A 14,027-nucleotide genomic window follows, 5' to 3' on the forward strand; every position below is an offset into this window, starting at 1 on the left:
TCAGGCGATGTAATCTTCTGGTTTGAACTGGATGACTTGCTTGGCGGCGACCGAGTCGTTGACCCGGTAGATGGGCACCTCGCTTTCGAAGGCGTGGCGTCCGTCGCAGGTGAGCTTGCCCTTGCCTTGGACGGCGGCAAAGAAATTCTCAAGGTGCGGCTGGTGAATCGGCTTGTTCAGCACAACAGGAATCTCGTAGGCGGCGAGGGCCTTTGTTTCGCGCACGTCGATGACGGATTTCGTCTCGGGTTCGGGCGGGGCCGCGGTTTTGCGAAGGTAGTTTTTCTTCACCCATTGATCCCATTCGGGGGCGCGATCCTCGCGGTAGGCCGCGGTGAGTTTCGGGTTTTCGGAAATGCTGATGCTGCCTTCGTCACCCATGAAGTTTTCGAAATAACCGCCGCCGGAGCTTGTGGCCGTCTGCACTTGGTAGAAGGCGCGGACGGTGCCGTGCGCGAGCGGGTATTCGTAAACGACCATGACGTTGTCATACCACTCGTGGTTCTTGTAGTAGTCGATGCCGCCGGAGGCGAAGACGGTGGAGGGATTCGCGCCGAGGAACCAGGCGAAGATGTCGATCTGGTGGGAGCCGAGGTCGGAGATGGGGCCGCCGGAGAGGTCGCGGAACCAGCGCCAGTTGCGGAACTGGTGCATGTCGCGATAGCCGTATTTTTTAAGCGTGGCGGCGTCGATGGTGTAGGCTTTCGGGAAGCCGAGGTCGTCGGTGACGGCGCGGTTCCACTGGCCGTTGGCGGCGACAAACTTGCCCTGGAGTTTCGCGTTCCTGATGAGGTTGTTGTAAACGTGGAGGTAGCGCGGGTTGCTGCGGCGCTGGTGGCCGATTTGGAGGAGCTTGCCGGCGGCCTCGGAGGCCTTGACCATGCTGCGCGCGCCTTCGATGGTGTTGGACATCATCTTTTCGCAATACACGTGGAGGCCGGCCTTGTGGCAGGCGACGGTGTGCGGTGCGTGCCAGAAATCGGGCGTGGCGATGATGGCGACGTCGAGGTCCTTTTCCTTGGCGAGCATGTCCTCGATGTCGGTGTAAACATTAACGTCGTGCCCGGCTTTCTTGAGCTTGTTGCGTCCGTATTGGAGGGCGTATTTCCAGATGTCGCACACCGCGCGGAACTTGAGGCCGGGGATGTTGAGCATCGACTCCAGAAGGATGCGTCCTTGCGAACCGAGGCCGACGAGGGCGACGTTGATCTGGGAGTTGGGCGACTGGCCGGGCTGCGCGATGGCGAAGGGGGCTGTGCGCGAGAGCACGAGACCCGCGGTCGCGAGCGAGCTGGCGGCGAGGAATTTGCGGCGGGTGAAAATGGGAGTGTTGCTTGTGTTACTCATGTCTATTTGGAAAACAAAAAACGGAATCGGTTCGAATTAGTATTTTGCGCAGCAGCCGCAGACCGACCAGCGATTGTGGTCAACCCACTTGAGCGCGAGCGCGATCATGATGACATGCACACCAAGCATGGCGGTGCCGAGAATTTCGTTTTGGGCGCCAAGCATAATCATGCCGACGGTGAGCGACATATAGATGAGGCCCTGGACAAAAAGAGTGATGCGGGGGGCGATGCCGAGAAAGAGCGCGATGCCGGTGATGAGAAGAAGCGGCCCAAGCGCGTAGCCGTAGGCGGTGAGCATCCAGCCGGGCATGAGCGGTTCGGCGCGGAATGATTCCTCCATTCCGGGGGCCATGCCGTGGTAATGTTCAAGCCCGTAAACCTTGGTTTTGACCTCGACCATCGCGCCGTTGATGTCGGGCTCGCCGAATTCATCGAGCAAGGGTTTTTGCAGCATTTTGGTGCCGGTGAATTTCTCGACGGCCGTGACGATGGCACGGATGGCGATCCAGAGGCGCAGGACGATGAAGCCGAGCGAGGCGCCGGAGGGCAGCCAGGCCGGGCAGGCACAGGCGCGCGCAGTTTTGCTTGAATCAGAGGCGGAGTCAGATTGTTTAGTCATGGGTGTTTGCTTGAAACTAAAACGGCAAATTGAAATAAAAGGAAATAATTATAAAAGCCCAAAAATGCGGAATAATTATGCGACGCCTGGCATTCCTAAATTTTAGGGGAAGTTTTGGTTGAAGTTGTGGCTACCGGCATATCTTTTTGCACATTGCACAAACAGGCATGGGCACGCACGCATTCAATCATGAGGCAATGAACACGTTGTTCGACTTCCGCATACGTCATGCGGACGCGGACTACGCGCGCCAGGCCGCGCAGGCCGCCTTTGCCGAAGTTGACCGGCTTGAAAAACTCCTGAGCCGTTTCGAGGAGGGCAGCGATGTGTGGCGGATCAATCACGCCGAGGATGGCGAGACGATCATGATCAGCGAGGAGTGCCACGCGTGCCTGCAACAAGCGGTGCAGATATCGCTGGCGACGGAGGGCGCGTTTAACGTGTCCGTCGGCGACGCGGCGGACATCGCGAAACAGCACGAATCGAAAAAGGCGCCCATGGCGCAACTGCGCGCCGCGCTCAAGCGGAGCGCGAACGCGCTTGTTTCAATGGCCGAGGATTCGCTGGCGCTGCGCGTGGAGCACAAGGGAATTTCAATCGACCTCGGCGCCATCGGGAAAGGCTTTGCGGTCGACCGTGCGCGGGACTTGTTGCGCGAGTGGGGAATCAAGCACGCGCTGCTGAGCGCGGGCAACAGCTCCGTGCTTGCGACGGGCACTTGCTCGTCCAGAAAACACGCGGTCACTGCGGGCGCGAAGCACGCGTCCCCCTACGAAAACATCATCACGGCCAAGCCGAAACCCGGCGGCTGGGTGGTCAACATCGCGGGCGACAAACAATCGACCCCCGTGACGCTGCACGAATGCTCGCTGAGCAGCTCGGGCACGTCGGAGCTGGGGCGCCACATCATTGATCCGCGGCGGGGCGGGCAAAGCTACACACATTTGCGCACGTGGGTGCTCGCGCCGAACGCCGCGGCCGCGGACGCGCTCTCGACTGCGTGCATGACGATGATGCCGGAGGAAATCGCGCGCGCGCTGCGCGAGCTCGGCAAGGGGCATGCCGCGATCACCGAGGACACAAACGGACGGCTCCACATCTGCCGCCGCTCGGGTGTGTGGACGCAAATCAAACGAACCCACGCGCTCAGCTGGCCCGCATGAAAAACAACCCGCGCGCTTGGCTTGTTGTGCTGCCGCCGGTGCTGTTGCTGGCGCTCGCGGCGGTGTTGCGTTTCGCGGACCTGGGCTCGCGGCCGATGCACGCAGACGAGGCGGTGCAGGCGTATATTTTCGCCGATTTGCTTGAGGAGGGAAAATACCGCTACGACCCGTCGCACTACCACGGGCCGCTGCCGCACTTTATAAACCTGCCGCTGATGCGCGCGCTTGGTATCCGTAAATTGGATACACTTCAGGCGTGGCAGTTTCGCCTGCAGCCCGCGCTCGCGGGGCTGTTGCTCGCGGCGCTTGCGGGCGCGTGCGCCGGCGGGGATTCGCGCGCCCGCTGGCGGGCGATGCTGCTCGCGGGCATCGCGCCGATGCTGTTGTATTTCAGCCGCATGGCGATTCACGAGACGCTGCTGGCCCTGTGCGCGCTCGCTGTGCCGTTTGCCGTGGCGCGTTGGCTGGAGACGCGCCGCGCGCGCTGGCTGATTGTGACCGCGCTGGCGTTCGGCTGCATGCACGCGACGAAGGAAACCTGGTGCATTATCGCGTTCAGCTGGGCGGCGGCCGCCTTTGCGTTGTGGCCGAAAAAAACATGGCATGCCGTGCGGGGCGCGGGGGCGGCCAGGATTGCCCTGGTCGCGACGGCGGCGATGGGGATTTCGTTTTTGCTGTATTCCAACTTCGGAAAACATCCCGGCGGCTTTGCCGACGCGTGGCGCACGCTGTTTTCCTATCGCACGGGCGGCGGGCATGAAAAGGGCTGGTGGTATTACGCGGTGGAATGCCTCGGGTTTTACCGGCCCGGAGGCTGGCCGGTCGGGGAGGGCGTTGTCGGCCTGTTCGCGATCGCCGGCGGCGTCATGGCGTGGCGGCGGAGGAAAAACCGCTATGTGGGGCACCATGTGCCGGCGCTGCCGCTGTTCCTGGCGGTGTCGGGCGCGGCGCAGGTTGTTGTGTATTCAATAATCAAATACAAGACACCGTGGCTCATGCTGGCGCCGCTGGCGTCGTTTGTGCCGCTGGCGGCGCACGGCTGGATTTGGGCGCTGGGGCGGCGCCCGCGCTGGTGGCGCGCCGCGGCGTGCGCGCTTGTCGTGGCCGCGGGGCTGCTGGCGCCCGCGCTTGTGTCGAGTTTCAAGGCGCCCACGAGCGCGGCGTTCCCTTTCGTTTACGTGCCCACGCTGCCGGATGCGGACGCGGAGCTCGACCGCGTCGCCAGGGCGCTGCCCGCGGATGCGATGACGGCGGTGATTGGCAACGACTACTGGCCGCTGCCCTGGTATTTTCGCGCGGCCCGGGAGCGGACGGGATTTTTCTCGGAGGCCGGCGCGCCCTCGTCGGAGGAGTTGAAGGAATTCGCGCTGGTGATTCACACGGGCTACCAGCTCGATCCCTCCGCCACGGGCGCGGGCTGGCGCGTGTTTGAACTGCGCCCTGGATATTTTGTGAGCATTTCGCGTTGATGCCCGGACGTCCCAGCGGTTGAGAAAAAAGATTGTTGCCCGGGGGACTTTCGCCTCAGTCTTTCTGTTTTTACTTATGGAACAGATCAACATCGGCATGATTGGCGGCGGCACTGTGGGGAGCGGAGTTTTCCGCGCCCTTGAAAAAAACAGCGCCCTCATGACGGCGCGCCTCGGCGTCAAACTCAAGGTCGCGAAAGTCGCGGTCAAGGCGTTCGACGAACCGCGCCCGTATAAAATCCCCGTCGCAACCATGACGACCGATTGGACGACTGTCGTGAACGATCCCAAGATTCAGGTCGTCATCGAGCTGATGGGCGGCACCGGCCTGGCAAAAACCGTCGTGCTCGCCGCGCTCAAGCTCGGCAAGCCGGTCATTACCGCCAACAAGGCGCTCATTTCCAAGTGCGGCCCGGAGCTCTTCGCGGCAGCCGCCAAAAACAACACCAACCTTTATTACGAGGCCAGCGTCGCGGGCGGCATTCCGATCATCAAGACGATCCGCGAGGCGCTCGTCGGGAACCGGTTCACGCAGATCTACGGCATCGTGAACGGCACCTGCAATTACATCCTCACGCGCATGAAAAACGAGCGCGCCGAGTTTGCCGAAATCCTCGGCGACGCGCAAAAGCTCGGTTATGCCGAGGCCGAGCCCTCGCTCGATGTTGACGGTTACGACGCGATGCACAAGACGCACATCCTCGCCTCGCTCGCGCACGGTTTTTGGGTTGATGAGAAAAAGATTCTCGTCGAGGGCATCCGCTCGATTTCGCAGACCGACATCCAGTTTGCCGAAAAACTCGGCTACACGATCAAGCAGCTCGGCATCGTGAAGGCGGCCGGCGCCGGCAAGTCTGAGAAGGTGCAAATCTCGGTTTATCCCGCGCTCATTCCCCAGCAGCACGTGCTCGCCAATGTGAACGACGTGTTCAACGCCGTGTTTGTGCGCGGCGACATCGTGGGCGACACGCTTTATTACGGACGCGGCGCGGGCAAGGACGCCACGGCCAGCGCCGTGCTCGGCGACATCGCCGACGCCGCCACGGACCTCGTCAACGGGACGCCGCGCCGCGTGCCCGCGTTTGTCGATTACGGCAGGCGCGCCAGCGTGATGCCGGCGAGCGAAAGCGTTTCGCAATTCTACATCCGCCTCGGCGTGCAGGACAAACCCGGCGTGCTTGCGCGCGTGGCCGCGATTTTTCGCGACAACAAGATCAGCATCGCATCGGTCGTGCAGCCCGAAAACCCGGCGGCGCAGCCAAACGTGCCGCTCATCATCATGACGCACGCATGCAAGGAAGCCTCGTTGCAAAAAGCGCTCAAACGGATCGCGCGTCTTTCGGAAGTGAAGGCGAAACCCGTGCTGTTGCGCGTGGAGCATTTCGAATAAGAAACGCGCGCGCGCCGTTTTTTGGGGGACGCCAAGCGCGGCTGTTTCAGCGCTTCGAGCGCTGGCGACAGTCTGGCAGCCGTCCCACCAAAAACGGCCGCGCTATTTTTATAAAAACGCTCAGCTGGGATTGGCGCCCTGCTTTTTCGCGAGGCGCTCCTTTACGCTGGCGATATTTTCCCGGAGGTCTTTGCCGCCGGTGATCTCGGTGTAGATTTTGTAGATGGCGCCCATGTTGAACGCGGGGCTGTTTTGCGCGCGCATGCGCTCAAACAGCGGGGGAATCCAGTCCTCGCCGTTTTCCTTGATCGCGTCGAGGATGACGAGCATCGCCAGGTAGGAGTAGGAATCAACCGCGGCCTTCGGCGTCGCCGCGGTGCGCGTGCCGATCCATGTGTCGAGGTTGATGCCCGCGGCGTGCGTTTCGAAGTCGGACGGTCGCGCCGTGTGCGCTTGGAGAAGTTGCTCGTAACTGAGATTGGCATTGTGCGAGCGCAGGATCGAGAGCGGGATGATGTTGACCATGCCATCGACGATCCAGAGCGGGAAGCTGGCCTTGTCGATGGTGGAGATGATGGAGGGACGCGCGATTTCGTAGAGCTTGCCGCAGTAGGCGTTGTAGATCGCCTCGTCGAGTCGCCAGCGCATGTCGCGGATGGTGGCGTTGAAGAGGCGCATTTTTTCATCGGTCATGCCGGGGTCCTTTTTCATGAGGACGATGGGGACGACGCGAGCGCGGGCGCGTCCGGCGCGCGGTGCGGTGATGTGGTTGGCGATGCTGAGCGCCTCGTTTTCCGGGTTGTAGCCGAGACCGTCGGGCAGGGCGCCGGATGCCTGCGCGGCCTTGATGTCGGAAAAGTGGTAGATGCGGACCTCGCCGATTTCCTCGACAACGGCGGGGCGGCAGATGTCGCGGAATTGGTCGAAGGAGGCGCTCATGGCCTCGGTGGGTTTTTCGAGCGCGAGTTTTTTTGCGATCAGCGCGAGGTCATTCTTTTTCCATCGGGCGAGCTGGGCGTCAAAACTGGTGTCGTCAAGAATGCGCAGGGGGAGTTGGTAGCTCAGCAGGATTTCGTCCGCGAAGGTTTGCTCGTCGGCGGGGTAGGTGATGGTGACGTTGTTGGTGATTTTTGTTTTGTAGGCTTCGAGCGGGTTTGCCGGCGGGGCGGATTCACCGGCGCAACGCATATCGGCCGGCAACAATGCCAGCAGGAACGACAGGAGCGGTAAAAGTGAAGTTGGGCGTTTAAATATGGTCATGCGATATGCGCGAAATATGACAATCAAACGGAAGCGGGGGATGTGTGCAAGCGGGCAGGGGCGGATTTGCACACAAAAGAGATGCTGTCTCGCGGCCCTATTCACGGCCCTGTTTTTGTGGCGCGCGTATGGGGTGTGAGAGGAAAACGGTTTGATGTTTCTCGATTGTATTTCGGAAAACGTCGGGCTGGACATGAATTACAAACATCGTTCGTGACGAACATTGTTCTTGACGAACAGTGTTCGTTGATGTTTTTCGTTTCTCATCATGACTACCGAATCACCGCATTTGCCCTCACGCCGTCAGCGCATTTCCCGTCGCGAGCGTCCTGCGAAAGCGCCGCTCAGTGTCGATTCGATCGTTTCCGCGGCGCTCGATATCATGATGCGCGAGGGGCTTGACGGGCTGAGCTTGCGCAAGGTCGCGGCGGCGCTCGATACCGGCCCGGCCTCGCTTTACGTTTACGTGGACAACCTCGACGCGCTGCTTTCGCTCATGCTCGAGCGCGCGCTTGGCAAGGTCGTCATCCCGCCCGCGTCCAAGGGCGATTGGCGCGAGCGTCTGGGCGCGGTTTTGTTTTCGTATCTCAAAATCCTCATGTCCATGCCCGGCCTCGGGCAGCTTGCGCTCACCAGTGTTTCCATGGGACCCAATTCCTTGCGCATACTCGAAACCATTCTTGCGCTTCTGCGCGAGGGCGGCGTGGACGATGATCGCGCGGCCTGGGCCGTGGATTCGCTTCTGCTCCAATTCACCGCGATCGCCGCCGAGCAGGATGTCCGCCGCCGTCATGCGCGGTCGTATGGCTCGGTGCAGCAAATAATGGATGAAATTTCCGAGGAAAATTACCCGCGCGTTTACGCATTGCGGGAAAAACTTCTCGAAGGCACCCCGCGCGAACGCGTGCGCTGGACAATCGACACCATGATCAACGGCGTCCTCAGCACTCCGCGCGCAAAGACCGAATAACCAGGAAAGTTCGCCATGAGCTTTACGAAACACAGTGCCGCCGCTTTGGAGTGCGGTGGCAAAGGCCGCAGGCCGGCGACACCGTTTTCGAGCGTTTTGAGAAATCACAAGAATCTCAAAGCGGCGTCGCCGCTTCGCTCTGCCGCCGCACTCCAAATAGTCGCCCTTATTTTTGGCGGCATCACCTCCGTCCACGCCGCCGCTGAATCGCAAACGCAATCCGCTTCGTCTGCCAAAAGTGTTCTCGCCGTTTCAGTCGTCACGCCCGAGCAATGCGAGTGGGATGTTTCCGTTCCCGCCAGCGGTTGGTTCGCGCCGTGGCAGGAAGCCGTTGTCGCCTCCGAAATTGACGGGCTGCGCATCACAAAAATCCTCGCGGATGTCGGCGATGTCGTGAAACAAGGCCAGCCGCTGGCGATGCTTTCGCAGGATGCGGTTCGCGCCGATTTGCGCCGCCTCGAAGCCGCGGTCGATTCCGCCGAGGCCCTGCACGCCGTCGCGCGAGCCGACGCCAACCGCGCGCTTCGGCTCAGGCCCTCCGGCGCGCAAACCGAGCAGGAATACGACGAGCGCATCAACGCGGAGAAGACCGCCGCCGCCGCGCTCGCGATGGCGCGCGCCGATCTCGATAACCAGCGCATCCGCTTGCAACAGACCACCATTGTCGCGCCGGATGACGGCGTCGTTTCCGCGCGCACCGCGACGCTCGGTTCGGTTGCCGGCATCGGCTCGGAGCTGTTTCGAATCATCCGCAGGCAACGCATCGAATGGCAGGCGGAGGTCGGCGCGCAACACGCCCGCGACATCCGGCCCGGGCAAGCCGCCGTCATCAAACTTTCAGATGGCGCGCGCATCACCGGCACCGTCCGCGCCCTTGCGCCCGCCGCCGCGAGGGACACCGCGCGCACGCTCGTTTATGTTGATGTGCCCGCGTCGGCAAACGCGAGGGCTGGCGTTTACGCCAGCGGCAATATCATTCGCGAAACAACGCCCGCGCTCACCGTTCCCGAGACCGCGCTCGTGCTGCGCGACGGGTTGCATTACCTCTACACGCTTCCGCCCGAAAACGATCGCACCGTCACGCGCATCCGCGTCGAGACGGGACGACGCCGCGACGGACGCGTGGAAATCATCAGGGGCCTCGCGCCCGGCGCGCGCGTTGTGCGGTCCGGAGGCGCGTTTTTGTCCGACGGCGCGACTGTGACGCTCGTCGCCAATGCAAACTAAAACCGAAAATCGAAATCGGATCGTGTGGCATGGGCGACTCGCCCATGTGGTTTTTCACTGATGCACGCGCCATTTCAAACGCCAGAAACACGGGCGAGTCGCCCGTGCCACTCAATCCGCCAATCGCAGCACTCCCATTTCGCATTTTTTCAACATGAACATTTCTTCCTGGGCCATTCGCAACCCCGTGCCCGTTGCGCTTCTGTTTATCCTGCTCACGATTCTCGGCATCTTTAGTTTTCGCGCGCTGCCTGTGCAAGGCATGCCCGAGGCGGAAATGCCCGTCGTCTTCATTTCCGCCGCGCTCGAGGGTGCCGCGCCCGAGCAGCTCGAGACCGCGGTCGCCCGCAAAATCGAGGACAGGCTCGCCTCGCTCAGCCGTCTCGACTACATCCAAACAACGATCACCAACGGCCTCGTCAGCATTGTCGTTGTCTTTGAAATCGAAAAAAATTCCGAGGCCGCGCTGAACGAGGTTCGCAACGCCGTCGAAAGCGCGCGCAACGATTTGCCCGCGGACATGACGCCGCCGAATGTCTCCAAGGAAACAACGCAGCCCGACATTCTGGCCACCTACGCCGTCCGCTCGGGCAAGCTCGACGAAACCGAGCTCTCATGGTTCGTTGACAACGAGCTCACCAAAACCCTGCTCTCCGTGCGCGGTGTCGGCGAGGTCGCGCGGCTCGGCGGCATCGACCGCGAAATCCACGTCGATCTCGACCCCGACGCGATGACCGCCCTCGGCATCACGGCGACCGACGTTTCCGCCGCGCTCGGCGCCACGCAAGCCGACTTCTCCGGCGGGCGCGCCGAGATTTCCGCGAACCGCCAGAACGTGCGCGCACTCGGCGCGCCGCGCACGCTCGACGATATCGCCGCGCTCCACGTTCCCGGGCCGAAAAGCAACATCCCCGTGCGGCTCGGCGAGATCGCCGCCATCACCGACACCTTCGCCGACCGCACCTCGCTCGCGCATGTTGACGGCCTGCCGGTCGTCGCCGTGCAAATCAAGCGCGCCTACGGATTTTCCGACATCGACGTCCTCAACGGCGTTCGCGCCGCGCTCGATTCCCTTCGCGAAAAAACTCCCGATGTCACAATCGCCGAGGCCGCCACCACCATCGGGCCCACCATCGAGGACTACGACGCCTCCATGCGCATGCTCTGGGAAGGCGCGCTCATCGCCATCGTGGTTGTTTTCATTTTCCTCAAAAGCTGGCGCGCCACGCTCATCGCCGCCACCGCGCTTCCGCTCTCCATCATTCCCGCGTTCATCGCGATGCACGCCTCCGGTTTCAGCCTCAACGTCATCTCGCTCGTCGCCCTGTCGCTTGTCATCGGTGTGCTTGTTGACGACGCCATTGTCGAAATCGAAAACATCGCGCGCCACTCGCGCCTCGGAAAAACCCCGGCGGAAGCCGCGCGCGAGGCCACGTCAGAAATCGGCCTCGCCGTCGTCGCCACCACGCTCACGCTCGTCGCCGTTTTTCTGCCGACCGCGTTCATGGGCGGCATACCGGGGCTCGTCTTCCGCCAGTTTGGCATCACCGCCGCCGCCGCCGTGCTCGCCTCGTTGCTCGTCGCGCGTCTCCTCACGCCGGTGATGGCCGCCAAGTGGATGAAACCGGCCTCCGCGGGCGGGGAGGAAAAGGACGGCCGGCTAATGCGCGCCTATCTCGCCCTCGTGCGAAAGGCCCTCGCGCATCGCAAAACCACCGCCGCCGCGGTCGCGCTCTTTCTCGCCGTATCCCTCTCGCTCGCGGCGCTTCTGAACGGCGCGATGGTGCCGCCGCAAGACCGCGCCCAGACCAGCGTGCTCCTCACGCTTCCCCCCGGCTCCTCCCTCCGGCAAACCGAAAAAATCGCCGCCGAGGCCGCCGCGCGAATCGCGCGCATACCCGAGGTGAAAACCACATTCGCCGCCATCGGCACCGCGGCGAGTGGTGACGGCCCCGACGCCTCCGTTTTCGCCGACTGCGCGTCGGCCACGCTCACCGTCACGCTCACGCCCCTCGACACCCGCAAGCGAAAGCAGAGTGAAATAGAAAACGACATTCGCGACGCGCTCGCCACTCTTCCCGGCGTGCGCGTCGAGGTCGGCGTCAGCGGCGAAGGCGCCAAGCTCGACATCACGCTCGCCGGCGACGACCCCGCGCAACTCGAAACCACCGCCGCGCTCCTCGAAACACAACTCCGCACGCTCAAGGGCACCGGCGCGGTCATTTCCACCGCGGCGCTTGAGGCGCCGGAAATCCAGGTCACGCCCGATTTCGCCCGCGCCGCCGCGCTCGGAGTCACCACGCAGGCAATCGCCGACACCGCCCGCGTCGCCACCAGCGGCGACTACGCCGCGCGCCTCGCCAAGCTCAACCTGCCCGAGCGCCAAATCCCCATCCGCGTCGGATTCGCGCCCGGCGTGCGCGCGGATATCGACGCCCTCTCGCAACTCCGCGTCCCCGCCGCCGATGGCGCCACCGTGGCGCTCGGCGACGTTGCCCGCGTCGCGCTCGGCAGCGGCCCCGCCATGCTCACGCGCCTCGACCGGTCGCGCAACATCACCGTTTCGGTCGAGCTCAACGGACGCAGTCTCGGCGAGGTTTTAAACGAGGCGATGGAGCTCCCCGTTCTCAAAAATCTCCCCGAGGGCGTCTTCATCGCCGAGCAGGGCGAGGCGCAGCGCATGTTGGAAATGTTCGAAAGTTTCGGCATCGCCATGCTCGTCGGCCTCTTCTGCGTCTACGGCGTCCTCGTGCTCCTCTTCCACGATTTTCTCCAACCCGTGACAATCCTCATGGCGATTCCGCTTGCGCTCGGCGGCGCGCTTCTCCCGCTCGTTGTCACCGGAAACAGTTTCTCGATGGCCGCCGCCATCGGCCTGCTCACGCTGATGGGCATCGTCACAAAAAACTCCATCCTGCTCGTCGAATACATAATCATGTCGCGCGAGAAAGGCATGGCGCGCCTCGCGGCGATACTCGACGCCTGCCACAAACGCGCCCGCCCCATCATCATGACAACCCTTGCCATGACTGGCGGCATGCTCCCCGTGATCCTCGGTCTCGCCGGCGGCGACCCCAGCTTCCGTTTCCCAATGGCCATCGTCGTGGCCGGCGGCCTGATGACCTCCACGCTCCTGAGCCTCGTCGTGATCCCGGTGACCTACACGCTGGTCGATGACGTGTTCGCATTTTTTAAGCGATTGGTTTTACGCGGAAAAATAACGGCACTTGCATCCGCGTGATTCGCGTTTCTCATTTTCAGTTGTGCCTCTTCGCGCCTTGGTCGTTGATTTTAATTCCTTCTTCGCTTCCGTCGAGCAACAGGAGCGGCCGGAATTGCGCGGACGGCCGGTGGGAATTGTGCCGGTGATGGCCGAGACGACCGGGTGCATCGCCGTGAGCCTTGAGGCAAAAAAGGCCGGACTGACGCGCAATGTGCGCGTGGCCGAGGCGCGCCGCATGTGCCCGGGGCTTCACATCGTCGAGTCGCGACCGGAGGTGTATATCGATTATCACCGGAGGCTCGTGGACATTATCGAATCGTGCATCCACGTGAGCAAGGTGCAGTCGATCGACGAAGTGACGTGCGAGTTGCGCGGCACGTGGTCGGAGCCGGCGAAGGCGGTTGCGGTGGCGAAAAAAATAAAGGCGGAGATTGCGAGAAGGGCGGGGGAGTGCCTGCGCAGCAGCATCGGCATCGCGCCAAACTGGCTGCTGGCAAAGGTGGCGTCGGACATGCAAAAGCCGGACGGCCTTGTGGTGCTGAACGACGACGAAGGCGACATCCCCGCAAAATTGCTGCACCTGCGGCCATCGGATATTTCAGGGATCGGGCGCGGCATGGACGAGCGGTTGCGCATCCGTGGCGTGGATACGGTTGCGAAGCTTTACGCGCTGTCGCGCGACGAGATGCGCGCGATCTGGCGCGGCGTTGTCGGCGACCGGTTGTGGCGGCTGCTGCATTGCGAGGACCTGCCGTTTTTCGAGCAGGAGGGCGACAAGTCGGTCGGGCACGGGCATGTGCTGCCGCCGGAGTTGCGCAACAACACCGCGGCGCTCGCCGTGCTGCACCGCCTGCTGCAAAAGGCGGCGATGCGGTTGCGCGACTCGGGTTTGTTCGCGGGCGGCCTGCAGGTTTACGCGGCGCACGGCGACGACACGACATGGAGCGACGCGCTGCACTTCAACGAGACGCAGGACACGATCGCGCTGACGCGCGCGCTTTCGCAATTATGGGCGCGCCGCATGGCGAAGCCGGGTGTCGCGAAAAAAGCGCCGGTGCGCATCGGCGTGATGCTGTTTCGGTTGTTGAAGGCGGAGGCGCACACGCCCGATTTGTTTGAGGCGGCGAACGAGCGGGCGCGCGGGCGTTTGCTCGGCGCGATGGACGAGATCAATCGCGTGCTCGGCAAGAACACGGTTTATTTCGGAGGCGCGCACGGCGCGACTGCCGACGCGCCGATGCGGATTGCATTCACGCGAATCCCGAAGCCGGAGCTGGAGGAGATCGACAAGTCGCTGAAAGGGCGCTTTCGGAGGGGGAATCAGTGATGGGGTGTTTTTGTAAACAGCATGGCGGCC

Annotated in this window: 10 protein-coding genes; 7 read left to right on the forward strand and 3 right to left on the reverse strand. The window is 62.6% G+C overall.

Going from position 1 to position 14,027, the window contains the following annotated elements:
* Both CKA38_RS16785 and CKA38_RS12210 read right to left on the reverse strand, forming a co-directional pair.
* On the reverse strand, positions 1-1,347 hold the full coding sequence (locus tag CKA38_RS16785; protein WP_108825724.1) for a Gfo/Idh/MocA family protein: 1,347 nt from the start codon (positions 1,345-1,347) through the stop codon (positions 1-3).
* Positions 1,348-1,383: 36 nt separating this feature from the next.
* A complete protein-coding gene (locus tag CKA38_RS12210; protein ID WP_108825725.1) occupies positions 1,384-1,968 on the reverse strand; it encodes a hypothetical protein in 585 nt (194 codons plus the stop codon).
* Between the two features lie 197 nt (positions 1,969-2,165).
* Here CKA38_RS12210 and CKA38_RS12215 point away from each other — a divergent pair, with 197 nt between their 5' ends.
* The 3 genes from CKA38_RS12215 to CKA38_RS12225 all read left to right on the forward strand — a co-directional run bounded on the left by CKA38_RS12215 (position 2,166) and on the right by CKA38_RS12225 (position 5,990).
* Entirely contained in the window at positions 2,166-3,131 is a 966-nt protein-coding gene (locus CKA38_RS12215; RefSeq protein ID WP_161554885.1) for an FAD:protein FMN transferase, read from the forward strand.
* Complete coding sequence (locus CKA38_RS12220) at positions 3,128-4,600, forward strand: flippase activity-associated protein Agl23 (RefSeq protein ID WP_108825727.1); 1,473 nt, start codon at positions 3,128-3,130, stop codon at positions 4,598-4,600. The genes CKA38_RS12215 and CKA38_RS12220 overlap by 4 nt, the downstream gene beginning before the upstream one ends.
* A gap of 76 nt (positions 4,601-4,676) precedes the next feature.
* Positions 4,677-5,990, forward strand: a complete 1,314-nt coding sequence (locus tag CKA38_RS12225) for a homoserine dehydrogenase (RefSeq protein ID WP_108825728.1) — start codon at positions 4,677-4,679, stop codon at positions 5,988-5,990.
* 120 nt (positions 5,991-6,110) lie between these two features.
* Here CKA38_RS12225 and CKA38_RS12230 read toward each other — a convergent pair whose 3' ends face one another.
* Positions 6,111-7,250 (reverse strand): hypothetical protein, encoded by a 1,140-nt coding sequence (locus tag CKA38_RS12230; protein WP_236919029.1) that lies wholly within the window; start codon positions 7,248-7,250, stop codon positions 6,111-6,113.
* A 268-nt stretch (positions 7,251-7,518) separates the two neighbouring features.
* On the opposite strand from CKA38_RS12230, the gene CKA38_RS12235 reads away from it, so the two are divergent.
* The 4 genes from CKA38_RS12235 to CKA38_RS12250 all read left to right on the forward strand — a co-directional run bounded on the left by CKA38_RS12235 (position 7,519) and on the right by CKA38_RS12250 (position 13,997).
* Positions 7,519-8,220, forward strand: coding sequence for a TetR/AcrR family transcriptional regulator (locus CKA38_RS12235; protein ID WP_108825730.1), 702 nt, complete (start codon positions 7,519-7,521; stop codon positions 8,218-8,220).
* A 15-nt stretch (positions 8,221-8,235) separates the two neighbouring features.
* Positions 8,236-9,447: an efflux RND transporter periplasmic adaptor subunit gene (locus tag CKA38_RS12240; protein WP_108825731.1), complete on the forward strand. Its 1,212-nt coding sequence runs from the start codon at positions 8,236-8,238 to the stop codon at positions 9,445-9,447.
* Between the two features lie 154 nt (positions 9,448-9,601).
* Complete coding sequence (locus tag CKA38_RS12245) at positions 9,602-12,688, forward strand: efflux RND transporter permease subunit (RefSeq protein ID WP_108825732.1); 3,087 nt, start codon at positions 9,602-9,604, stop codon at positions 12,686-12,688.
* A gap of 22 nt (positions 12,689-12,710) precedes the next feature.
* Positions 12,711-13,997 carry a DNA polymerase Y family protein gene (locus tag CKA38_RS12250; protein ID WP_161554886.1) on the forward strand — a complete coding sequence of 429 codons (1,287 nt, stop codon included), beginning with the start codon at positions 12,711-12,713 and terminating at the stop codon, positions 13,995-13,997.
* The last annotated feature ends 30 nt before the right edge of the window (positions 13,998-14,027 follow it).

Source organism: Ereboglobus luteus (assembly GCF_003096195.1).
GTDB classification, from domain to species: Bacteria; Verrucomicrobiota; Verrucomicrobiia; order Opitutales; family Opitutaceae; genus Ereboglobus; species Ereboglobus luteus.

What these genes read in the sequence shown, in the direction of transcription:
- CKA38_RS16785 (WP_108825724.1), bottom strand. Translation starts at nt 1,347, where the DNA reads ATGAGTAACACAAGCAACACTCCCATTTTCACCCGCCGCAAATTCCTC.
- CKA38_RS12210 (WP_108825725.1), bottom strand. Translation starts at nt 1,968, where the DNA reads ATGACTAAACAATCTGACTCCGCCTCTGATTCAAGCAAAACTGCGCGC.
- CKA38_RS12215 (WP_161554885.1), top strand. Translation starts at nt 2,166, where the DNA reads ATGAACACGTTGTTCGACTTCCGCATACGTCATGCGGACGCGGACTAC.
- CKA38_RS12220 (WP_108825727.1), top strand. Translation starts at nt 3,128, where the DNA reads ATGAAAAACAACCCGCGCGCTTGGCTTGTTGTGCTGCCGCCGGTGCTG.
- CKA38_RS12225 (WP_108825728.1), top strand. Translation starts at nt 4,677, where the DNA reads ATGGAACAGATCAACATCGGCATGATTGGCGGCGGCACTGTGGGGAGC.
- CKA38_RS12230 (WP_236919029.1), bottom strand. Translation starts at nt 7,250, where the DNA reads ATGACCATATTTAAACGCCCAACTTCACTTTTACCGCTCCTGTCGTTC.
- CKA38_RS12235 (WP_108825730.1), top strand. Translation starts at nt 7,519, where the DNA reads ATGACTACCGAATCACCGCATTTGCCCTCACGCCGTCAGCGCATTTCC.
- CKA38_RS12240 (WP_108825731.1), top strand. Translation starts at nt 8,236, where the DNA reads ATGAGCTTTACGAAACACAGTGCCGCCGCTTTGGAGTGCGGTGGCAAA.
- CKA38_RS12245 (WP_108825732.1), top strand. Translation starts at nt 9,602, where the DNA reads ATGAACATTTCTTCCTGGGCCATTCGCAACCCCGTGCCCGTTGCGCTT.